Annotated in this window: 21 protein-coding genes and 1 pseudogene; 12 read left to right on the top strand and 10 right to left on the bottom strand. The window is 73.5% G+C overall.

Annotated elements, in window-relative coordinates; translation table 11 throughout:
* Positions 1-49: 49 nt before the first annotated feature.
* Positions 50-697, bottom strand: a complete 648-nt coding sequence (locus DSM104299_RS18390; protein ID WP_272473098.1) for a TetR/AcrR family transcriptional regulator — start codon at positions 695-697, stop codon at positions 50-52.
* A gap of 169 nt (positions 698-866) precedes the next feature.
* Here DSM104299_RS18390 and DSM104299_RS18385 point away from each other — a divergent pair, with 169 nt between their 5' ends.
* From DSM104299_RS18385 to DSM104299_RS29435, 5 genes and pseudogenes are all read left to right on the top strand, one after another.
* A complete protein-coding gene (locus DSM104299_RS18385) occupies positions 867-2,246 on the top strand; it encodes an MFS transporter (RefSeq protein WP_272478103.1) in 1,380 nt (459 codons plus the stop codon).
* A 93-nt stretch (positions 2,247-2,339) separates the two neighbouring features.
* Positions 2,340-3,470, top strand: a complete 1,131-nt coding sequence (locus tag DSM104299_RS18380; RefSeq protein ID WP_272473097.1) for an alpha/beta fold hydrolase — start codon at positions 2,340-2,342, stop codon at positions 3,468-3,470.
* Between the two features lie 42 nt (positions 3,471-3,512).
* The gene (locus DSM104299_RS18375) at positions 3,513-4,403 is read left to right on the top strand and encodes an alpha/beta fold hydrolase (protein ID WP_272473096.1); all 891 of its coding nucleotides are present in this window, start codon (positions 3,513-3,515) and stop codon (positions 4,401-4,403) included.
* 40 nt (positions 4,404-4,443) lie between these two features.
* Entirely contained in the window at positions 4,444-4,587 is a 144-nt protein-coding gene (locus DSM104299_RS18370) for a hypothetical protein (protein ID WP_272473095.1), read from the top strand.
* Positions 4,584-4,931: pseudogene (locus DSM104299_RS29435) on the top strand (SMP-30/gluconolactonase/LRE family protein); the annotation flags it as partial. The gene DSM104299_RS18370 and the pseudogene DSM104299_RS29435, both read left to right, overlap by 4 nt.
* 130 nt (positions 4,932-5,061) lie before the next feature.
* On the opposite strand, the gene DSM104299_RS18365 reads toward DSM104299_RS29435, so the two are convergent.
* The 4 genes from DSM104299_RS18365 to DSM104299_RS18350 form a co-directional block, all read right to left on the bottom strand.
* Entirely contained in the window at positions 5,062-6,216 is a 1,155-nt protein-coding gene (locus DSM104299_RS18365) for a vWA domain-containing protein (RefSeq protein WP_272473094.1), read from the bottom strand.
* A complete protein-coding gene (locus DSM104299_RS18360) occupies positions 6,213-8,279 on the bottom strand; it encodes an XdhC family protein (protein WP_272473093.1) in 2,067 nt (688 codons plus the stop codon). The genes DSM104299_RS18365 and DSM104299_RS18360 overlap by 4 nt, the downstream gene beginning before the upstream one ends.
* A gap of 117 nt (positions 8,280-8,396) precedes the next feature.
* Complete coding sequence (locus DSM104299_RS18355) at positions 8,397-8,975, bottom strand: histidine phosphatase family protein (protein ID WP_272473092.1); 579 nt, start codon at positions 8,973-8,975, stop codon at positions 8,397-8,399.
* Entirely contained in the window at positions 8,972-10,606 is a 1,635-nt protein-coding gene (locus DSM104299_RS18350) for a PucR family transcriptional regulator (RefSeq protein WP_272473091.1), read from the bottom strand. Before DSM104299_RS18350 ends, DSM104299_RS18355 begins: the two co-directional genes overlap by 4 nt.
* A 140-nt stretch (positions 10,607-10,746) precedes the next feature.
* Between DSM104299_RS18350 and glyA the strand changes: the two genes are divergently transcribed.
* The 7 genes from glyA to DSM104299_RS18315 are packed head-to-tail and all read left to right on the top strand — an operon-like array spanning position 10,747 to position 18,788.
* The gene (gene glyA / locus DSM104299_RS18345; RefSeq protein ID WP_272473090.1) at positions 10,747-12,054 is read left to right on the top strand and encodes a serine hydroxymethyltransferase; all 1,308 of its coding nucleotides are present in this window, start codon (positions 10,747-10,749) and stop codon (positions 12,052-12,054) included.
* Positions 12,051-13,283: a sarcosine oxidase subunit beta family protein gene (locus tag DSM104299_RS18340; protein WP_272473089.1), complete on the top strand. Its 1,233-nt coding sequence runs from the start codon at positions 12,051-12,053 to the stop codon at positions 13,281-13,283. Before glyA ends, DSM104299_RS18340 begins: the two co-directional genes overlap by 4 nt.
* A gap of 15 nt (positions 13,284-13,298) precedes the next feature.
* Positions 13,299-13,574, top strand: a complete 276-nt coding sequence (locus DSM104299_RS18335) for a sarcosine oxidase subunit delta (RefSeq protein WP_272473088.1) — start codon at positions 13,299-13,301, stop codon at positions 13,572-13,574.
* On the top strand, positions 13,571-13,903 hold the full coding sequence (locus DSM104299_RS18330; RefSeq protein ID WP_272473087.1) for a hypothetical protein: 333 nt from the start codon (positions 13,571-13,573) through the stop codon (positions 13,901-13,903). Before DSM104299_RS18335 ends, DSM104299_RS18330 begins: the two co-directional genes overlap by 4 nt.
* A gap of 40 nt (positions 13,904-13,943) precedes the next feature.
* Complete coding sequence (locus DSM104299_RS18325) at positions 13,944-16,799, top strand: sarcosine oxidase subunit alpha family protein (RefSeq protein ID WP_272473086.1); 2,856 nt, start codon at positions 13,944-13,946, stop codon at positions 16,797-16,799.
* Positions 16,792-17,403, top strand: coding sequence for a sarcosine oxidase subunit gamma (locus DSM104299_RS18320; protein WP_272473085.1), 612 nt, complete (start codon positions 16,792-16,794; stop codon positions 17,401-17,403). The genes DSM104299_RS18325 and DSM104299_RS18320 overlap by 8 nt, the downstream gene beginning before the upstream one ends.
* Positions 17,400-18,788, top strand: coding sequence for an L-serine ammonia-lyase (locus tag DSM104299_RS18315; RefSeq protein ID WP_272473084.1), 1,389 nt, complete (start codon positions 17,400-17,402; stop codon positions 18,786-18,788). The genes DSM104299_RS18320 and DSM104299_RS18315 overlap by 4 nt, the downstream gene beginning before the upstream one ends.
* Here DSM104299_RS18315 and DSM104299_RS18310 read toward each other — a convergent pair.
* From DSM104299_RS18310 to nthB, 5 genes are read right to left on the bottom strand one after another with little or no spacing between them, the layout of a single operon-like run.
* Complete coding sequence (locus tag DSM104299_RS18310) at positions 18,769-19,557, bottom strand: CbtA family protein (RefSeq protein WP_272473083.1); 789 nt, start codon at positions 19,555-19,557, stop codon at positions 18,769-18,771. The two genes, DSM104299_RS18315 and DSM104299_RS18310, sit on opposite strands and share 20 nt — an antisense overlap.
* Before the next feature lie 6 nt (positions 19,558-19,563).
* Positions 19,564-19,800, bottom strand: coding sequence for a CbtB domain-containing protein (locus tag DSM104299_RS18305; RefSeq protein ID WP_272473082.1), 237 nt, complete (start codon positions 19,798-19,800; stop codon positions 19,564-19,566).
* The gene (locus DSM104299_RS18300; protein WP_272473081.1) at positions 19,800-20,255 is read right to left on the bottom strand and encodes a nitrile hydratase accessory protein; all 456 of its coding nucleotides are present in this window, start codon (positions 20,253-20,255) and stop codon (positions 19,800-19,802) included. The genes DSM104299_RS18305 and DSM104299_RS18300 overlap by 1 nt, the downstream gene beginning before the upstream one ends.
* Entirely contained in the window at positions 20,252-20,851 is a 600-nt protein-coding gene (nthA, locus tag DSM104299_RS18295) for a nitrile hydratase subunit alpha (protein ID WP_272473080.1), read from the bottom strand. The genes DSM104299_RS18300 and nthA overlap by 4 nt, the downstream gene beginning before the upstream one ends.
* Positions 20,852-20,877: 26 nt before the next feature.
* Positions 20,878-21,633: a nitrile hydratase subunit beta gene (gene nthB, locus DSM104299_RS18290; RefSeq protein ID WP_272473079.1), complete on the bottom strand. Its 756-nt coding sequence runs from the start codon at positions 21,631-21,633 to the stop codon at positions 20,878-20,880.
* Positions 21,634-21,692 lie beyond the last annotated feature (59 nt).

The raw sequence follows: 21,692 nt of genomic DNA, 5'->3' as shown, positions 1-21,692 counted from the left end.
CGCAGCCGACAGCTGCACCGACGGCCGGGGGCACGGTGCGGGTCGGGCGTCAGCGGGCCGGCGTGGCGCTCCCCGGCGGGGCATGTGCCCGAAGGAACAGGTCGACGGTCTCGGTCACGATGCGTTGACGCTCCTGTCGCCGAAGCGATCGGAAGCCTTGTGCTGTCGAGGTACGGGCTTCGGTCGCAAGGAGGTAGGCGAACTGACGCGCTGAGCGCTCGGGCTGTTCGGCCAGCAGCGTGCGGTGCTCGTGGCACGCCGCGAAGAACGCCGCGATGTCGCGATACGTGGCATCCGGGGTCACGCCGCGGCGCCACAGCTCTTGAAGCTCGGCGTGATGTGGCAGCTCAGCGATCGTGAGCCGGCGCAACGCCGCGAGGGTGGGATCCAGCACAGCGTCGATGACGTTGGCGGCCATCCGCTCGAGGCTCCATCGCGGGTCGTCGACGTCGAGGCCAGTGGCGCTCTGCGGCGTCGGGCGGGCCTCGCGCGCAGCGGCGATCGCCGCCAAGAACAGCTGCTCCTTGTCGCCGAAGTGCGAGTACACGGTCTGCTTGCCGACGCCCGCCGCGGCGGCCACGGCATCGACGCTCGTCCGGGTGAACCCATCCGCCAAGAAGCTGTTCGTCGCCGCCTGCAGGATGGCTTCGCGCTTGACCGGAGAGCGTCGGTCCCGCATGTCCTTGTCCGGAGCCACGGCCACCACGATAGCCAGATTGAACTGGACAGTCTAGTCTTGTAGCTTGGCTGAAACAAGACTGCACCGTCTAGTCAAGGAACCACGCCCGATGTCAGCGACCGCTCTCCGCAACTCCTCGCCGCCCACGACCATGTCGCCACGGGCGCGAACGATCGCGTTGACCACCGTGATGGTCGGCGTGGTCATGGACCTCATCGACACGTCGATCGTCAACGTCGCCCTGCCCTCGGTCCAGCGCGACCTCGGGGCGGGCGCAATGGCTCTGCAGTGGTTGGTCGCCGGCTACGCGCTGGCCTTCGCGTCCGCCCTCATGCTCGGGGGTCGCCTCGGCGACGTGATCGGCTACCGCAGGGCGTTCCTGATCGGTACGGCGGCGTTTGCCGTCGCGTCGCTCGGCGCTGCGCTGGCGCCCGGCCCGCTGACGCTGGTGATCGCCCGAGTGATGCAGGGCGCCGCGGCGGGGATCATGGTGCCCCAGACGACCTCGCTGGTGCAGCGCATGTACTCACCGGCCGAGCGTTCCAAGGTCATGGGGCTGCTCGGCGGGATGGCGGGTCTCGCGGCGGCCACAGGGCCACTGCTCTGCGGCCTGCTGCTGCGCGTCGACCTGAACGGCGACGAGTGGCGTTTGATCTTCCTCGTCAACCTCCCCGTCGCGGTCGGGGCCATCGTGGCCGGTCGTCGAGTGCTGCCGGCCGGCGGCTCGGAGCGAGCTCCGCGACTGGACGTCCTCGGTGCCGCGCTCGCGGCCGCCGCTCTCGGTGCCATCGTGTTGGGTGTGACCTTTGGCGCCTCGCGCCATTGGCCGGTGTGGACGGTCGCCGCGAGCGGGACGGGACTCGGGTTGCTGGTGTTGTTCGCGGCGGCGCAGGTGCGCCGCAACCGCAGGCGCCGCCCCGCGCTGCTCGTCACGTCGCTCTTCCGCGACCGCGCGTTCGTCAGCGGGCTGCTGCTCACCGTCGTGACCGAGGCGACGTTCGCCGGCGTCATGTTGACGCTGACCCTGACCTTGCAGGATGGTCAGCACTACAGCGCGATCACGACCGGCCTCACCACGCTTCCACTGGTCGTCGGGATGGTCATCGGCGTCGCCGTGCTGGGTGAGCTGTTGACCCCACGCATCGGTCGCTACACCGTCACCGTCGCCGCGACGGTGCTCGCGGCCGGTGTGGTGCTCGTCGCATGGGCGCTGCGCGCCGCGTCCCCCGGCACCTGGAGCTGGCCGCTGGTTCCGTCGCTCATGGTCGCCGGCATCGGTCTCGGCCTCCTGATGGGACCGCTCTTCGCCATCACGCTCCAGAACGTCGACCATGAGGACGCAGGCGCCGCCTCGGGCACGTTGAAGGCCACCGAGCAGCTCGGAGCCGTTCTCGGCGTGGCGGTGCTCGGCGCGGTGTTCTTCGCGCAGGACGCCCGGGGCGGCCTGTCGCATGCGTTCGCCGTGACGGCGTTCGTCGAGGTTGGGCTGCTGGCCGTGCTCGCGGTGGGCAGCCTGTGGCTTCCACGACGCTTCAAGTCCGAAGAGGAGCTCGACCTCGGGATCTGAGGCTCGGCGGCGTGACGGTCGCGAGGGACGTCCCAGGTGCTTACATTGACCGATGAGCACCAACGCAGCCGCGGCCGTCTAGGACGAGCGCTGGTGGAGCAGCAGATCCGCTTCTGCACCACCGCTGACGGCGTGCGCCTGGCCTACGCCGTCCATGGCCGTGGGCCGCCGATCGTGCGGGCGGCCACGTGGCTGACGCACCTGGACTTCGACTGGGAGAGCCCGGTCTGGCGCCACTGGTTGGTCGAGTTGGGCGCCGGCCACACGCTCGTCCGCTACGACGAGCGGGGGAGCGGGCTCTCGGACCGCGAGCTCGGCGAGCTCTCCGTCGAGGCGTGGGTGGCCGACCTCGAGACCGTCGTGAGCGCGGCGGGCCTCGACCGCTTCGCGCTGCTCGGCGTCTCGCAGGGCGCGGCGGTCGCGCTCGTCTACGCCGCGCGCCATCCCGAGCGGCTGACGCACCTCATCCTCTACGGCGCCTACGGGCGCGGCCGGCGATGGCGCGGTCCGGAGGAGCAGCGGCACGCGGACGCGATGATCGCGGCGATCCGTGCCGGCTGGACGGAGGCGACCCCGACGTTCCGCCATCTGTTCAGCATGTTGTTCCTCCCACACGGGACCGCCGAGCAGATGGCCTGGTACGACGAGCAGCAGCGGCGCTCGACCTCGACCGCGAACGCGACGCGCCTGTACGAGGCGCGCAACGCCATCGACGTGCTCGACGTCGCGCCGCGGGTGACCGTGCCGACGCTGGTGCTCCACGCGCGCGGGGACCGGGTCGTGCCGGTCGAGGAGGGCCGGCGGCTCGCGGCCGGCGTCCCCGGTGCGCGGTTCGTCCTGCTGGAGTCGGCGAACCACATCCTGCTGGCCGACGAGCCCGCCTGGGACGTGTTCGTCGCCGAGCTGCACGGCTTCCTCGGGACGGAGCCGACGGGCGCCGTCGCCACCGACGCGGCGGTGACGACCCTCAGCCCGCGCGAGCTGGAGGTGCTCGAGCTGGTCGCGGCGGGGCTGACGAACGAGGCGATCGCGGCGCGCCTCTGCCTGAGCGTCCGCACCGTCGAGCGGCATCTCTCCAACGTGTACGTGAAGCTCCGCGTCTCCGGCAAGGCGGGCCGGGCGGCCGCCGCCGCACGGTTCTCCCAGACGCTGCGTGCAGGCCGTCGGCCGGCCGCGGGCGAGATGGGTGGTGGCCCCGATGGCGGCAGGGGCGCGCGCCCGTAGCGTCGTCCGGGACAGCGAAGGACGACATGAAGGGGTGGCGACATGGAGCGCATGGTGCGTGGGGGCGGCGGGCTGGAGCTGGACGTGCGGGAGTGGGGCGACCCGCAGGGCCCGCCGATCGTGTTCGTCCACGGGTGGTCGCAGAGCCAGCTGTGCTGGTCGCGGCAGGTCGCCGGCCCGTTGGCCGAGGACTTCCGGCTGGTCACCTTCGACCTCCGCGGGCACGGGATGTCCGCCCAGCCGGTCGGCGCCGAGCACTACCTCGACGCGTCGCTGTGGGCCGATGACCTGCATGCGGTCATCGAGCAGGCGGAGCTGGAGCGGCCCGTGGTGGTGGCGTGGTCCTACGGCGGGTTCGTCGTGACCGACTACCTGCGCTCCTACGGTGAGGACGGGATCGCTGGGATCGACCTCGTCGGCAGCGCGGTGCTGCGGACGGCCGGCTTCGACCACATCGGCCCGGGCCTGCTCGAGAACGCGGGCGACGCCTGCGCGCCCGACCTGGAGACGAGCATCGCGGCCGTGCGGCGCTTCCTGCGCGCGTGTACGGCGCGGCCGCTCGGCGACGACGACTGGAGCACCGCGTTGTGCTGGAACATGGTCGTGCCGCCGGCGGTTCGCCAGGCGCTGCTCGCCCGTGAGATCGACGCCGACGACGTGCTGTCGGCGCTGACCGTGCCGGTGCTGGTCACGCAGGGACGCGAAGACGCGATCGTGCTTCCGTCGATGGCCGAGCACGTGCTCGCCGTGTGCCCGACGGCGCGGGCGTCGTGGTACGAGGGCGTCGGCCACGCGCCGTTCCTGGAAGACCCGGCGCGATTCGACCGCGAGCTGGCCGCGTTCGCGGGCGACACGGCTCGGGGAGGCCTAGCAGCCGTCCACGCACCCGGTGGGTCACCGCCGTCGACCGCTGGTAATCGCGGCGCAGCTTGATTACGTCGGCTCGGAGGAGCGCGCGGCCGAGGGCGAGCGCGTGCGACTCGCCGTCGACCCGGCGCGGCTGCACTTCTTCGACCTGGAGAGCGGGGTGGCGATCGGCGGGCCGCTCGGCGGCGAGGGCGAGCGCGACGACGGCGGCGCGCGAGCGCGCGCGCAGCTCTCGGGGGCGAGCGCGTGAGCGGGTCGACCGCGCGGTCGGCGGAGCTGCTCGCCGACGGCCTGTACTTCCCGGAGGGCCTGCGCTGGCGTGACGGCAGGCTGTGGGTCTCCGACTTCTACGACAAGTCGGTGTTCACGTACGGGTTGGACGGGTCGCGACGGAAGGTGTGCGACGTGCCGGGCCAGCCGTCCGGGCTCGGGTTCACGCCCGACGGCGAGCTGTTGGTGTCGTCGATGCTGGACCGGCGGCTGCTGCGGCTGGGCGCGGATGACGGTGAGCTGCACGTCGTCGCCGACCTGCGCGCACAGGCGGCCGGGCCGTGCAACGACCTGTACGTGGATCCGTCGGGCCGTGCGTACGTCGGGAACTTCGGGTCGATCCCGGAACATGTCGGGCGCCGGCGGCGGCCTGCGCCCGCTGCGGCCGGTCAGCGCGGTGTGAGCGTCGTCGTCGGCATCGTGCCGTTCATCGTCCTGCCGGGTCGACGCAGGGTCAGATCTCATCGAGGAGCCGGACCAGGGCCACCAGGCTGGCGGCATCGTGGCACGGGCGGAAGTGGTCGACGAACGGCAGCGCGGTGCTCATCCCCAGCGTCAGGGGCTCGAACGCGGGATCGCGCAGCTGCGGGTTCAACCAGATGACGCTGTGCGCGCGCAGCTGGATGCGAGCCATCGCCGTCCGCAGCGGCGTCGGGTCGCCCAGGTCCCAGCCGTCGCTCGCGATGATCACCACCGCGCCCTGGAGGGCGCCGGCGTGCCAGCGGTCCAGGCGCGCGAGCGACTCGCCGACGCGCGTGCCGCCGGCCCAGTCCGCGATCGCCTCGCCGGCCGCCGGCAGCGCGCGCGCAGGCTGATGGCGAAGCTCCTTCGTCACCCGGGTCAGCCGCGTCGCGAACGTGAAGGTCTCGACGCTGCGCCGGCCTGCCAGCGCGGCGTGGGCGAACACGAGCAGCGCGCGCGCGAACGGCTCCATCGAGCCGGAAACGTCGCAGACGACGACGAGCTTGCGCTGCTGGATCGACGGCCGGTGATGGTGGCGGCTCATGGGAAAGCCGTCGCGCCGCAGGCCCGCGCGCAGCGTGCGGCGGACGTCGACGGCGCCGCGCGGGCTCGGTTGACGGCGTCGGCGCCTGCGCCACGGACCCACGCGGCTCAGGCCGAGCAGCCGGGCCGACAGCCGCTCGTAGTCGTCGGCGCCGTACTCGTCGAAGGGCTTCTCGCCGAGCGCGTCGACCGAGCTGTAGGTCGCCGCGTGATCGTGGTCGCGGCCGCGCTCCGGCTCGGACTCCGACGGCTCGGCTTCCGTGAGCCGACGCCGGACACCGGCCGGCGACGCCCGGCCCGGCGCCTCCAGCACCGGCTCGGCCGCGGTGGCGTCGTCTGCCCTCGACGGCGAGTCGGGCTCGCTCGCCGACGGGATCGGCGGCATCGCCTCGCTCCGCCAGAACCAGTGAAACGTGCGGTCGAAGGCAGGGATGTCGTCGCCGTGCTTGACGAGGCTCGTGCGCAGCGCCCAGTACAGGTCCCGCTCGTCGGTCAGGCCGATGGCGGCGAGCGCGTCGAGCGCGGTGTGCACGTCGCTCGGCGCGACGCGGATCCCCGCGGAGCGCAGGGCCGCGGCGAAGCTCGCGAGCCGGTCGGCGATCATGCCCCGCTCGACGGCGAGGGCGACGGCAGCGGATCGGCGGGCGGTTCCAGTGGCAGGAGCTCCGCGAGCACCAGTTCCTGATCCGCGCGGTGCTTGACGAGCGTTCCGAGCGTGGCCTCGATCGCCTCGTCGTCGAGCCGCTGGACGCCGAGCATGGCCAGGGCGGTCGCCCAGTCGATGGTCTCTCCGATGCCCGGCGGCTTCTGCGGGCCGAGCGCGCGGATCGCCTGCACCGCCGTGCACACCTGCTCCGCCAGTTGCTCGCTCGCCTCGCGGGCCTTGAGGCCGAGGATGCGCAGCTCGCGCTCGCGGTCCGGCGCGGCGACCCAGTGGTAGAGGCAGCGCCGCCGCAGCGCGTCGTGCAGCTCGCGGGTCCGGTTCGAGGTCAGGACGACCAGCGGGGTTCGTGTCGCTCGGACGGTCCCGATCTCCGGGATGCTGACCTGGTAGTCGGACAGCAGCTCGAGGAGGAATGCCTCGAACTCGTCGTCCGCACGGTCGATCTCATCGATGAGCAGGACGACGTCCTCGTCGGACTGCAGCGCCTCCAGGAGGGGCCGGCGGAGCAGGAACTCCTCGCCGAAGACGTGGCGCACCGCGTCCTCGCGCGCGCTCGGATCGGCGTCGAGGGCCCGGATGAAGAGCATCTGCCGCGCGAAGTTCCAGTCGTACAGCGCCTGGTGGACGTCGATGCCCTCGTAGCATTGCAGCCGGATCAGCCGCGCACCGGTCGCCGCGGCGTACGCCTTCGCCAGCTCGGTCTTCCCGACCCCCGGCTCGCCCTCCAACAGCAATGGGCGGCTGAGCTTCTGCGCGAGCAAGAGCGACGACGCCACGCCCCGATCGGCGAGGTAGCCCCCGGCGGCGAGCATGGCCTCCATGTCGGCGACGGTCTCGGGCCGACCGGGCACCGTGGTGGGGGACGGCACGCGCGGTGGGCGTATCGAGCCGGTCGTGGTGGAGAGGGACGGGCCCTGGCGGCCACTGCCGCTGGCGATCACCTCGGCCAGGATCGAGACGGCCGTCTCCTCGGGCGTCCGCGCGCCGATGTCCAGGCCGCAGGGCGCGGCGATCCGGTCGATGGCGGCCTGGGGGACGCCGGCAGCGAGGAGCCGCTCGACCCGGTCGCGATGCGTGCGACGGCTGCCGAGGGCGCCGATGTACCCGGCGTCGGTCGCCAGCGCGCTCCGCAGCGCCGGCTCGTCGAACTTGGGGTCGTGGGTGAAGACGAGCACGACGTCGCGGCGGGTCAGCCGCTGGTCGCGGAGGTGCTCGTCCGGCCAGCTCACCGCGACCTCGTCGGCGACGCCGAGTCGTTCGGAGGCGGCGAACGCCTGACGGGCGTCGCAGATGGTGACGTGGTAGCCGAGCTGCTTGCCCAGCGCCGCGACGGCGATCGCGTAGTCGATCGCGCCGAAGATGATGAGCTTGGGCGGCGTCGAGAAGGGCTCGATGAACACGGCGGTCTCGCGACCCATGATGTCCCCGGAGCTTCCGTACCGGCGCAGCATCGAGCTGGCGTGGTCGACCGCTCCGCGCGCGTCCCGGGCAACGGTCTCGTCGAGTCGCTCGCCCTGACCGAGGGTGCCGAGCAGCTCGCCGTCGACGAGAGCGGCCGTGGCGCCGACCTGAGCGCCTTCGACGACGCTCATGACGGCGACGTCGCGGCCGTGGCCGATGGCGGTGGCGGCACGCTGGAGGACCTCCGCGGACGGCGGCGGCAGCTCCCGGACGAAGACGTGAACCGTGCCACCGCACGTCAGGCCGACGCTGACGGCCTGGTCGTCGCTCACGCCGTAGGTCCGCACGCGCGGACCGCCGCCGGCGAGCACGCTCTGCGCCTCTTCGAACAGCGCGCCTTCGACGCATCCGCCGGTGACGGAGCCTTCGATGCGACCCGCCTCGTCGACCAGCATGGTGGCGCCGACCTCGAACGGCGCGGAGCCGTCCGCGTCGATGAGCGTCGAGGCGACCGTCCGGACGCCGGCGGCGAGCCACTTGGACGCCGTGGCCTGGATACGCCGCTGGATCGTGGTGTCGCCGGTGCCGGGCCTAACCGCCATGGACGGCCTCCGGTGCGACGGCGGTACCGACCGTATTGGTCGCATACATAGGATACATAGTACGCCGCGAGAGCCCTCCGTCAACGCGGACACCGCTTCGGCCGCCTGAGTGGGCGATCACACCCGCCCGGTCAGGGCGTGGTTGAGCCGCGCTACGCTCCAACACCCGCGACGAAGGTGCAGCTCCGTGACCGACAGGGGCGCGGCGTCGATGCGCCAGAACGCGGACAGGGGTGCGTCGAGCGCGTGCACGACCGCGGCCTTGACGACGCCGGCGTGGGTGACGGCCACTGCCGTGCCCTCCTCGGACGCCTGCTCGTCCAGCCATCCCGCGACGCGCGCGCCGAACCCGCGCACGCTCTCGCCGCCGTGCGGCGTGGCGTCCGGGTCGGTCAGCCAGCGCTCGACCGCGGCCGGGTCCTGCGCGGCCAGCTCGGTGAGCGTCCGGCCCGCCCAGCGGCCGAAGTCGCACTCGGCGATGGCCGCGACGATCAGCGGCGCCAGACCGCCGGCCTCGGCGGTCTGCCGGCAGCACAGCGACGGGCTGGACAGCGCCGCCGCGCGGCTGCCGGTCGCGCTCGGAAGGGCCTTGCCGGCCGCGGCGCGCGCACGCTCGTCCAGCGGCTCGTCGGTCGCGAACGCCGCCGCTCGGGTCGCGGCCGTCGGCGCGTGCCGCACGAGGAGCAGGCGCCTCACGTCCTGCCGCCCAGCAGTCGCTGGGCGCGCAGCGCCAGGTGCAGCCCCAACAGGGTGTCCTCGTCGTCGAGGTCGGCGTCCAGCAGCGTCGCGATCCGAGCGAGGCGCTTGTAGAGCGACTGGCGCTCGAGATGCAGCGCCCGCGCGGCCTCGGCCTTGCGGCCGCCGTGGGCGCAGTAGACCTCGAGCGTCCGCAGCAGCTCGCCGCGGCCGCGCGCGTCGTGCGCCTGGAGCGGGGCAAGGCGTCGCTCGACGAACTCGGCCAGCGCGCGCTCGCCGCGCAGCGCCCACAGCAGCCGGCGGAGGTCCGGCCCGCTGACGTCGTGCCAGGGCCGCGCCGGCGCCTGGCGCATCGCGGGCAGCGCGTCGATGGTCTCGCGCAGCCCCCGGCCCGCCTGGCTCCACGACGCGGCCGCAGGCCCGACGCAGACGACGACCTCGGCACTGGAGCGCGTCCGCCGCACGGCTTGGCGCACGGCCTCGGCGATCGCCTCCGCCGTCGCCGCCCGCTGCTCGGCCGCGTCGAGCCCGGCCACGACCGCGACGTGCCGCTGCTGGTGCCCGACGGTCCCGACCACGGCAGGCGCCTGCCGGGAGGCGAGCTCTCGGCGCAGGTCGCGCTCGACGACCGCCCAGTGGCGCTCGTCGAGCTGCCCCGCTCCGGGCGCGAGGTTCGCCGCGAAGGGCACGAGCCAGGACGTCCGCGCCGCGAAGCCGATCTTGGCCGCGCGCAGGTACGCGTGTGGCTCGTCCAGCTCGGCGTCGTCCATCAACGCGTCGAGGAACTCGCCGTGGTCGCGGGCCGTGAGCGTCAGCTCCTCGTGCGTGTGCCGGAAGGCCAGCGCGAGGATCGGGACGGCGCGCTCCAGGGCGACGCGATCGAACGGGCGCAGCGGCCGGTCGAGCGCCAGCAGGGACACCAGACCCCAGTGCGGGTCGCCGGCGACGGCGACCGGCACGCTGGCGACGTCCGGCGCGTGGGGCAGGTCCCGCACGACCGCCTCCCACGTCGAGGCCACCTGGTGGGCGTGGTCGTGCTCGGCCGACGCCGAGTAGATGATCTCGCCGTCACGGGTGAGCACGACCGGGTTGCCGACGGACGTCGCCAGCGCGTGCAGCACGTCGGCGACGTCGGCGCCCGAGGCGACGAGCGCGGCGAAGCGGTCGTGCAGCCGCTGCCCACGTTCGAGCACGTCGCCCTGGCGGCTGACGATGGTGCGGTGGACGGCCTCGGTGACCTCGACCCAGGGGATCGGCTGCTGCAGGACGACCAGCGGCAGCTCCTGGGCACACGCCTCTTCGACGAGCGCGGACGGCACGCGCTTCATGCCCGGGCCGAGCTCGATGACGAGCCCGGCGAGCCCGGCGCGCGCCAGGTCGGCGACGTACCGGCGCTGGCGGTCCGACCGCGTGCTGAGCGTCAGGCCGTGCGTCAGGAGCAGCTCGCCGCCCTTGAGCACCGCGGGCATGTCGGGGAACTCGCCCGAGTGCACCCAGCGAATCGCACGCGTGAGGTGCGCCTCGCCGGCGAGCACCTCCGGGACGCCTTCCCGCACCAATGGCAGGGCCAGCACGTCGGCGATCGTGAACACCGCGTCGTGCAGCGGGACCTCTCCCGGGTCGTGCGTCACGACCCCGGATGATCGCAGGCCCAGCCGGCATGCGGGTGGCATGGTGTCAACCACGTGCCGCCATCGAGTGACGGAGCGTCGCTGTCGCTGCGCGATCGGGGCAGGCACCGTGGTGATCGAGCACACGAAGGGTCACCGCGATGTCCACTCCCACCGAACCACACGCCAACCTGCTGGCCCGCCCGCTCCGCGAGGTGGATCCCGAGATCGCCGAGGTGCTGCGCCGCGAGCTGCACCGCCAGCAGTCGACGCTCGAGATGATCGCCTCCGAGAACTTCGCGCCCGAGGCGGTGCTGGAGGCCCAGGGCTCCGTCCTGACCAACAAGTACGCCGAGGGGTATCCGGGCAAGCGCTACTACGGGGGCTGCGAGCACGTCGACGTCTCGGAGCAGCTGGCGATCGACCGCGTCAAGCGCCTGTTCGGCGCCGAGTACGCCAACGTCCAACCCCACTCCGGTGCCCAGGCGAACGCGGCGGTCATGGCCGCGCTGCTCGAGCCGGGCGACACGATCCTCGGTCTCGACCTGGCGCACGGCGGCCATCTCACCCACGGCATGCGGCTGAACTTCTCGGGCCGCCTCTACGAGGCCGTCGCGTATCACGTGCGGGCGTCGGACCTCCTGGTCGACATGGACGAGGTCGCGGCGCTGGCGCGCGAGCACCGTCCCAAGCTGATCGTCGCCGGCTGGTCGGCGTACTCCCGGCGGCTCGACTTCCGCGCCTTCCGCAGGATCGCCGACGAGGTCGGCGCGATCCTGATGGTCGACATGGCGCACTTCGCCGGCCTGGTCGCCGCGGGCCTGTACCCCAACCCGGTCGAGCACGCGCACGTCGTCACCACGACGACCCACAAGACGCTCGGCGGACCGCGCGGCGGCACGATCCTCGCCGTCGAGGAGCTCGGCCGCCGGCTCAACACGGCCGTCTTCCCGGGCCAGCAGGGCGGCCCGCTCGAGCACGTCATCGCCGCCAAGGCCGTCGCCTTCCGGCTCGCCGGCACCGCGGAGTTCGCCGGGCGCCAGCGCCGCACCCTGGAGGGCGCGCGGATCGTCGCCGAGCGGCTGCTGCGCCCCGACGCCGCGGCGGCCGGCGTCAAGGTCGTCACCGGCGGCACCGACGTGCACCTCGTGCTCGTGGACCTGCGCGACTCCACGCTCGACGGCCAGCAGGCCGAGGACCGTCTGCACGAGATCGGGATCACGGTCAACCGCAACGCGGTGCCGTTCGACCCGCGCCCGCCGATGGTCACCTCCGGGCTGCGAATCGGCACCCCGGCGCTCGCGACGCGCGGCTTCGGCGCCGACGACTTCGCCGAGGTCGCCGACGTCATCGCCGACGCCCTGCGACCCGAGGCCGGCGGGCCGGCGCTCGCCGCGCTCGCCGCGCGCGTCGCGGCGCTCGCCACCCGCCACCCGCTCTACGAGCACTTGGACGGAGCGCACCGGTGACGACCGAGCACGGCGACGCGGACGCCTATGAGCACCCGCCGTGGCTGTGGCGGACGCCGGAGCCGAAGCGCTCGTACGACGTGGTGATCGTCGGCGCCGGCGGTCACGGCCTCGCGACCGCGTACTACCTGGCCCGCAACCACGGCATCACCGACGTCGCGGTGCTCGAGCGCGGCTGGCTCGCCGGCGGCAACATGGCCCGCAACACGACGATCATCCGCTCGAACTACCTCTGGGACGAGAGCGCCGCGCTCTACGAGCACGCGCTCGGGCTCTGGGAGGGGCTCGCGGACGAGCTCGAGTACGACGTGTTCTTCAGCCAGCGCGGCGTGCTGAACCTGGCGCACTCGCTGCAGGACGTCCGCGACTCGGTGCGTCGCGTCGAGGCCAACCGCCTCAACGGCGTCGACGCCGAGTGGCTGTCGCCCGAGCAGGTCAAGGAGGTCTGCCCGATCGTCGACGTCTCGCCCGACGTCCGCTACCCGGTCCTCGGTGCGACGTTCCAACCCCGCGGCGGGATCGCCAAGCACGACTGGGTCGCGTGGGCCTACGCGCGCGCGGCCGACGCGCTCGGCGTCAGCCTGATCCAGGACTGCGAGGTGACCGGCATCGAGGTGGACGGCGACCGCGTGATCGGCGTGCAGACCTCGCGCGGGCCGATTGCCGCCGGCCGCGTCGCGCTGTGCGCCGCCGGTCACTCCTCGCTGCTGGCGGAGATGGCCTCGATCCGGCTTCCCCTGCAGAGCCACCCGCTGCAGGCGTTGGTGTCCGAGCTGCTCGAGCCCGTGCATCCGACCGTCGTCATGTCCAACGCCGTCCACGTCTACGTCAGCCAGGCGCACAAGGGCGAGCTCGTGCTCGGGGCCGGGATCGACCCCTACAACTCCTACGCGCAGCGCGGCTCGTTCCACGTGATCGAGCACCAGATGGCCGCGGCGCTGGAGCTGTTCCCGATCTTCGCGCGGGCGCGCGTGCTCCGGACGTGGGCGGGGGTCGTCGACGTCTGCCCCGACGCCTCGCCCATCATCGGCCTGACGCCGGTGGACGACCTCTACATCAACTGCGGCTGGGGCACCGGTGGCTTCAAGGCGACGCCGGGTGCCGGGTGGGTCTTCGCGCACACGGTGGCCACGGGCGAGCCGCACCCGCTCAACGCTCCGTACACCCTCGACCGCTTCGCGACCGGTGCGCTCATCGACGAGCACGGCGCCGCCGCCGTCGCCCACTGACGCTCAGGAGATCCGATGCTGCTCATCCCTTGCCCCTGGTGCGGACCGCGCGACGAGATCGAGTTCCACTGCGGCGGCCAGGCCGACGTCGCCTATCCCGCCGATCCGCATGTGCTCGGCGACGACGAGTGGGCCGCGTACGTCTTCGTGCGCGACAACCCCAAGGGACCGTTCGCCGAGCGCTGGTGCCACGCGGCCGGCTGCCGGCGCTGGTTCAACGTCGTGCGCGACACCGCCACGCACGCGATCCTGTCGGTGAAGCTGCTCGACGGGACGGCGGTTCCGGCATGACGCGTCCGGTGCCGATCCCGGGCGGCGACCCACGCGGTCCGACGCTGTCCGCGGCGGTCCAGGTCACGATCGGCGCCGTCGCGGCGATCGTCAAGGCGCTGGTCGGGCGCGCGCCCGCGGTCGCCGCTCCCGACGCGACCGCCGCCCCTCGACCGGCGCGGCACACGGAGGCGCTCGTGTACGAGCTGCTCGATGCTCACGCCGACACGGCGGAGCTGGCCGCCGAGCTGTGGGGGGAGCCCCGGTGGGCGGCCCACCTCGACTACCTCCAGGCGCTGCAGCGGACCGGACGCGAGACGCTCGCCGAGATGGCGAGGGACCGCGCATGAGCGCGCGACGCCACGTCGACCCGGCCACGCGGAGCGACCGATGAGCGCTCCGTTCCGACTGCCCGACGGCGGGCGCGTGGACCGCGGCGCGCCGTTGACCTTCACCTTCGACGGGCGCCCGTATGCCGGGCTGCGGGGCGACACGCTCGCCTCGGCGCTGCTGGCCAACGGCGTGCGCGAGGTCAGCACGAGCATCCGCTTCGGACGCCCGCGCGGCATCGTCACGGCCGGGGTCGAGGAGCCGAGCGCGCTTGTCGCGGTCGACGGGGCTGGTGCTGAGCCGATCACGACCGCGCCCGTCGTCGAGTTGCGCGACGGCCTTCTGGCGCGGGGGCTGGCCGGGCGCGGGCGGCTGCCGCGCCACGGCGAAGAGGGCACGTACCACGACAAGATGCACCGCCACTGCGACGTCCTCGTCGTCGGGGCGGGGCCGGCCGGGCTGGCGGCCGCGCTGGCCGCCGCGGAGAGCGGCGCCCGCGTGTGCCTCGCGGACGAAGGGAGCGAGCTCGGCGGCTCCCTTCTCGGGACGCGCGAGACGCTCGACGGCGAACCGGCGGCGGCGTGGGTCCGGACGGTGACCGCGCGGCTGGCGCAGCATCCCGACGTCGAGCTCCTGGAGCGCACCACCGTCCTTGGGCGCTACGACGCCAACTACCTCGTCGCGCTGGAACGGCGCTCCGAGCACCGCGACGCCGATGTGGACGCGCACCTCACCCACGAGCGCGTCTGGCACCTGCGCGCCCGCCAGGTCGTCCTCGCCACCGGCGCTCACGAGCGGCCGATCGCCTTCGCCGACAACGACCGCCCCGGCATCATGCTGGCGGGCGCCGCGCGCACCTATGTGAACCGCTACGCGGTCGCGCCGGGCCGGCGCGCGGTCCTCTTCACCACCAACGACAGCGCCTACGCCGCCGCGCTGGACCTCGCCGGCGCCGGCGTCGAGGTCGCGGCGGTCGTCGACGCGCGCCGCGACGCGTCCACGGGCTGGGTCGAGCGCTGCCGCGCCGCCGGCATCGAGGTGCTCGGCGGTCACGTGGTCGCCGCGGCGTCCGGCGACCGCGCGCTGGAGGGGGTCAGCCTCGCGACGCTCACCGGGAAGCGCCGGGCCGACACGATCGCGTGCGACCTGCTCGCGGTCTCCGGCGGCTGGAACCCCGTCGTGCACCTCTTCAGCCAGGCGCAGGGCCAGCTGCGCTACGACGACGCGCTCGCCGCCTTCGTGCCCGGCGCGCCGGTGCGCGGCGTCGAGGTGGCGGGTGCCGTGCGCGGGCTCGACGACCTGGGCGCCTGCCTGCGCGACGGCGCCGACGCCGGCGCGCGAGCCGCGCGTGCGGCGGGGTTCGACGCCGCCGCGACGGCGCTGCCCGCCGCCGAGCCCGCGCCGCGGCCGGCGCCGCCAAGCGCGCTGTGGGTCGTCGCCGACCCGGGGCCGGGCGAGCCGTGGGCGGCGCACTTCGTCGACCTGGCCCGCGACGCGACCGTCGCCGACGTCCGGCGCGCCGTCGGCGCCGGGATGCGCTCGGTCGAGCACGTCAAGCGCTACACGACGGCCGGGACGGGCCACGAGCAGGGCAAGACCTCCGGGGTCCTGGCGACCGCGGTCATCGCGCAGGAGCTCGGCGTGCCGCTGGGCGAGATCGGGACCACCACCTACCGCCCGCCGTACATGCCGGTGTCGTTCGCGGCGCTGGCCGGGCGCGACCGCGGCCGACTGCACGACCCGATCCGCGTGACAGCGCTGCACGCCTGGCACGTCGCCCAGGGTGCCGTCTTCGAGGACGTCGGCCAGTGGAAGCGCCCGCGCCACTTCCCGCGCGCCGGGGAGGACATGGACGCGGCCGTGCTGCGCGAGTGCCGTGCGGCGCGTGAGGGCGTCGCGCTGATGGACGCGTCGACGCTCGGCAAGATCGACGTCCACGGCCCCGACGCGGCCGCGTTCCTCGACCGCGTCTACACCAACCTCATGAGCTCGTTGAAGGTCGGCATGATCCGCTACGGCGTGATGTGCCGTCCGGACGGGATGGTCTTCGACGACGGCACGGCGATCCGCCTGGCCGAGGACCGCTACCTCGTCACGACGACCACCGGCAACGCCGCCACCGTGCTCGACTGGTTCGAGGAGTGGCTGCAGACCGAGTGGCCGGAGCTGCGTGTCCACTGCACGTCGGTCACCGACGAGTGGGCGACGATCGCGGTCGTCGGGCCGCGCTCCCGCGCGGTCCTGGGGCAGCTCGCGCCGGGGCTCCAGATCGCTCAGGAGCACTTCCCGTTCATGGCCTGGCGCGACACGGAGGTCGCCGGCCTGCCGGCCCGGGTCTGCCGGATCAGCTTCTCCGGCGAGCTGGCCTACGAGGTCAACGTGCGCGCCTGGCACGCGGTCGCCGTCTGGGAGGCGCTGCTGGCCGCCGGCGACGACGAGGGGATCACGCCCTACGGCACCGAGACGATGCACGTGCTGCGGGCCGAGAAGGGCTATCCGATCATCGGCCAGGACACCGACGGGACCGTCACGCCACAGGACCTCGGCATGGACTGGGTGGTCTCGAAGAAGAAGGACGACTTCATCGGGATGCGCTCCTTCGCGCGTCCGGACACCCGCCGGTCCGATCGCAAGCAGCTCGTCGGCCTGCTGCCGCAGGACCCGGACCGGCTGCTGCCCGAGGGCGCGCAGCTCGTGGCCACCGAGCGGCTGGAGATCCCGATGGCGATGCTCGGCCACGTGACCTCGAGCTACCGCAGCGCCGCGCTGGGGCGGACGTTCGCGCTGGCGCTCGTCGCGAGCGGTCGCGACCTCCTCGGGCAGACGATCCACGCCTCGTTCGGTGGGCAGACCACGCCGGTCACGGTCACCGACGCCGTCCTCTACGACAAGGAGGGGAGCCGCCGCGATGGTTGACACCCACACCGGCCTGAGCCCGCTGCACGGCTACGCCGACCGCTTCGCCGAGGCCATGGAGGCGCCGACCGCGGTCCATCTCGCCGAGGTCCCGTTCCTGGCGCAGCTGACGTTGCGCGTCGCACCCGACGGCCTCGCCGCCCGCGCCGTCGAGGCCGCGCTCGGGACCGCGCTCCCGCGCCCGAACGCCAGCGCGCGGGCTGAGGGGCTCGACCTGCTCTGGCTCGGCCTCGACGAGTGGCTCGTCGTCGGCCCGAGCGGCGAGCAGGCCGCCGTGGAGGCGCGGATCGTGGCTGCGGTCGCGGGCGCGCACGCGACCGTCGTCGACGGCTCGGCGCAGCACACGGTGATCGAGGTCGGCGGCACCGCCGCGCGTGCCGTGCTGTCCAAGGGCTGCCCGTTGGATCTGCACCCGCGCTCGTTCGCCACCGGGCGCTGCGCGCAGACGCTGCTGGCCCGCACCGGCGTGATCGTGCTGCAGCGCAGCGACGAGCCGACGTACTGGCTGTTCGTGCGGTCCTCGTTCGCGGAGTACCTGGCCGCGTGGCTGCTCGACGCCAGCGCCGAGTACCGCGGCCTCCCGTTGGGCGGGCCGGCGGGGTGACCCGGCCCGCCGCGCCGGCCTCGAGCATCAGCGTCTTCGACCTCTTCAAGGTCGGCATCGGCCCGTCGAGCTCGCACACCGTCGGGCCGATGCGCGCCGCAGGGATGTTCTGCGAGGCGCTGAACGACACCGGGGCCCTGGCCGCGACCGAGCGCGTCGTCGTCGAGCTCTATGGCTCGCTGGCCGCGACCGGCGCGGGCCACGGGACCCCGGTCGCCGTGCTGCTCGGGCTCGCCGGCGAACGCCCCGAGCTCGTCGATCCCGACGCCGTTCCCGCGATGCTCGCCGGGATCCGCGAGCGGGGGAGGCTCGCTCTGCCGGGCGGACGCGAGATCGCCTTCGACGAGGACTGGGACCTCGTCGCCCACCGCAAGGACCGCCTGCCGGGCCACGTCAACGGGATGCGCTTCACCGCGCGCGACGCCGCCGGTGACCTGCTCCACCGCGCGGTGTACTACTCCGTCGGCGGCGGGTTCGTCGTCGCCGAGGGCGAGGAGGGCCTGCGCGACGACGACCGGGTCCTGCCGCGCCCGTTCGCCACCAGCGCCGAGCTGCTGGCGCAGGCCCGCGCGAACCGAGGCTCGATCAGCGGCCTCGTGATGGAGAACGAGATGGCCCGCTGCCCGGAGGACGCGGTGCGCGAGCGGCTGCTGTTCATCTGGGAGGTCATGCAGCGGTGCGTCAGGCGCGGCTGCGGCACCGACGGCGTCCTGCCCGGCGGGCTCGGCGTGCGCCGGCGCGCGCCTGGCCTGCGGCGGTCGCTGGAGCAGCACGGCGACGCGACCGACCCGCTGCGGGCCATGGAGTGGGTCACGCTGTTCGCCCTGGCCGTCAACGAGGAGAACGCGGCCGGCGGGCGGGTCGTGACCGCGCCGACCAACGGCGCGGCCGGGATCGTTCCGGCCGTCCTGCACTACTACGCGCGCTTCGTCCCGGGCGCGGACGACGACGGCGTCGTGCGCTTCCTGCTGACCGCCGCCGCGATCGGCTCGCTGTGCAAGCGCAACGCGTCGATCTCCGGCGCCGAGGTCGGCTGCCAGGGGGAGGTCGGCTCAGCGAGCGCGATGGCCGCGGCCGGCCTCGCGGAGGTGCTGGGCGGCACGCCCGAGCAGGTCGAGAACGCTGCCGAGATCGCGATGGAGCACAGCCTCGGGCTGACCTGCGACCCCGTCGGCGGGCTCGTGCAGATCCCCTGCATCGAGCGCAACGCCATCGCGTCGGTCAAGGCGATCGCCAGCGCGCGGCTCGCGCTGCGCGGCGACGGCGCTCACCGGGTGTCGCTGGACGAGGTCATCAAGACCATGCGCGACACCGGGGCCGACATGAGCGACAAGTACAAGGAGACCGCCCGCGGCGGCCTCGCGGTCAACGTGGTCGAGTGCTGAGGTCCCCTCGCGAAGCCGGCGCCGCGTCGCGACGGGGCAGCACGGGCTGCCCCGTCATGACCCGCTGGGCCGCGTAGCCGAACGCGACGGCGATCGTCGCCCACAGCGTCGCCTGCATGCCGATCGATGCCTCGCGGAAGCGCCACAGCGTGGTGGCGGGGAAACGCGCGGGGACCTCGTGGATCCCCGGCAGCGCCAGGGCGGCAGCGACCACGATGACCACGTACGCGAGCAGCGTAAGCAGCGTCGCGGCGCTGGTCCGCTGCGCGAGCCGCGGCCGCAGCCGCGCTGCCGCCAGCGCCGCGAGCAGCGAGATCGCGACCATCGTCCCGTAGAGCAGGGTGCGGCGCCCGATGGTCGCCGGGTCGCCGACGGAGGGCGGGTTGGCCGGGTACTTCGCGAACGGCACGAGGTAGACCACGACGAACGTCCCCGCGGCAAGCCAGTACGCGGTGAGCTGCGGGCTGGCCCGGCCGACGCGCCCGTAGGCGAACGCGAAGGCCAGCGCGAACAGGCCGCCGAGCGCCAGCCCGTAGACGAGCGCGGCGGTCAGCAGCCCCGCGGACTTCTGCAGCCCGCGCGAGACCGGCGCCGGAGCCTCGGCCGCGTGGCGGTGGCCGGCATGGACGTGGTCGGCGGCCGAGGACGCCTCGTCGAAGGCGATCGCCTGGTCGACCGCCGGCTCACCGGCCAGCGAGACGAACCCGGTGGCGAGGAGCCCCCCGAGGAGGCCGGCGACGAGGCCGCAGATCAGCAGCGTGCGCAGCATGGCGGATCAGTGGCACGGGAACCCGAGCAGATGACGGCCGTCGTGCACCCACTCGTGGACGAGGTTGCCCGACGTGAGCGACGTCGCACCCTGCTCCGCGCCGACCATGTACCACAGCGCGATCAGCGCGACGGCGAGGATCGCCCACGGCCAGATCTCGCGGACGGAGATGGCGGGCGGGTGGATCGCCTCGGGAGGCGCCAGCTCCGAGGGCTGCGGTGTCACCGCGATGGCGTTGCTCATCACTGAACCTCCGGGAGGGTCGTCTGGGGGTGCCCGGCGCCGTCGGCGCCGTGGCCGTGGCCGTGGTCGTGGCCGTGGCCGTGCTCGTGGTCGTGCTCGTGCGCCTGTGCCTCGGCGACCTCCGCCGTCCGCGTCTCGAGCTCCTCGAGGGTCAGCAGCTCACCGTCCAGCAGGACGTGCTCGAGCGACGCCAGCCAGTGCTCGTAGTAGCTCCACTCGTCCGAGTCGGCGGCGTGCCCCGCCTCCCAGGCGCCGATCTCCTCGATCAGCTGCCCGCGGAATTCCTCCCACTCGATGAGCCCCTTCTGCGCCAGGCTGATCGCCAGGCCGAACGAGCGGCTCTCCCATGGCGTGTCGAAGACGAGCTCGCCGTTGCGCCGGGGCAGGGCGTCGGCTCCGGAGGCATCGGCGTCCGCGACGAACCGGTCGACCTGAGCGGATCGCGGCGTGGTCATGACGCAGGTCGGTCGGCGAAGGCCGTGCCGATCATCGCGTTGCGCGACACGAGGGCGGCCAGCTGCTCCTCGGACAGGTCCTCGGTGCCCTCGGGCCGCTCCGGCAGGACCAGGTAGCGCACCTCCGAGCTCGAGTCCCACACGCGGACCTCGACGTCGTCGGCCAGCTCGATCCCGAACTCGCGCAGCACACCGCGCGGATCGCGCACGACCCGGCCCCGGTACGCCGGCGACTTGTACCACCGCGGCGGCAGGCCGAGGACCGCCCACGGGTAGCACGAGCAGAGCGTGCAGACCACCAGGTTGTGCACCTTGGGCGTGTTCTCGAGGACGACCATGATCGACGCCGCGAAGCCCTGGATGCCGAGCTCCTTCATCGCGGCCGTGCCGTCCTCCAGCAGGCGCCGCTTGTACTCCGGGTCGGCCCAGGTGCGGGCGACGATGCTCGCGCCGCGCAGCGGCCCGATCTCCTGCTCGTAGACCCGGACGACGTCGTCGATGACGTCCGCGGTGACCAGCCCCTTCTCCACCATCAAAGACTCGATCGCCTTCGTCCGCAGGGCCAGGAACTCGCTTTGGCTCCGTGTGGTGCTCATGACTCGTCCTCCTCCTCCTCCTCGGTTCAGCGGTCGGAGCCGGTGCTCGGCGCCGGCTCCAGGTAGCTCTCCCACAGCTCGGCGGTGACGCTGTCCGTGGCGCGGGCGCCCGGCCACAGGTCGCTGGAGCGGAAGCGCACCGTGTACACGTACTCGGGCTGGATGCCCTTGCCGGCGACCACCGCGTCGGCCAGCGCCTGCGGCATGTGGACGACCTCGACGACGCCCCGCTTGCCCTGCGTGTACCCGGGCAGGCGCACGTGCTGGTGACCGGGCGCGACGCGGATGACCCTCGTCTGCACCTCGTCGCCGACGGCGAAGCGCGGCTCGCCCTCCGGCGCCAGCTCCGGCACGCCGAGGGCGAGCAGCTCCTTCATCTGCGCGCGGAGCTCCGCGTTCTCGCCGCGCGGCCGCGGCGCGTCGGGGTCGGCGGCGACGGCCTCCGCGCGCTCCTCGATCTCGGCGGCCGTGACGGCGCCGGACTGGAGCAGGCACTTCTCGAGCGCGTACAGCCACTGCTCGTAGTAGCTGCTGGCCATGTACGACGCGGGGTGCATCCCCTCGGCGTGGCAGCGGAAGTCGTCCACGGTGTAGGCGCCGGCGACGATGCCGCCCATGCTGAGCGCCTGCACGAGGCCCTCCCACGGCTCGTGGAAGACGGGTTCGTCGACCTCGATGGCGAGCGGGCCGACGTCCAGCGCGCCTCCGACGTCATGGGCCCCGTTGACGCGAGGCGCGACGACCGTGTCGTCGGTCGGGGTAGAGCGTTCAGTCGTTGCCATGTGCGCCAGCCCTCCAATGCGAGTGTGCCGTAACCGGCCTGGTCGTCGTGCGGGGTGTG

Origin of the sequence: Baekduia alba, assembly GCF_028416635.1 — a bacterium.
Classification (GTDB): Bacteria; Actinomycetota; Thermoleophilia; order Solirubrobacterales; family Solirubrobacteraceae; genus Baekduia; species Baekduia alba.
Note: the sequence above shows the minus strand (reverse complement) of the source record. Positions and strands in the feature narration are given on the sequence as shown.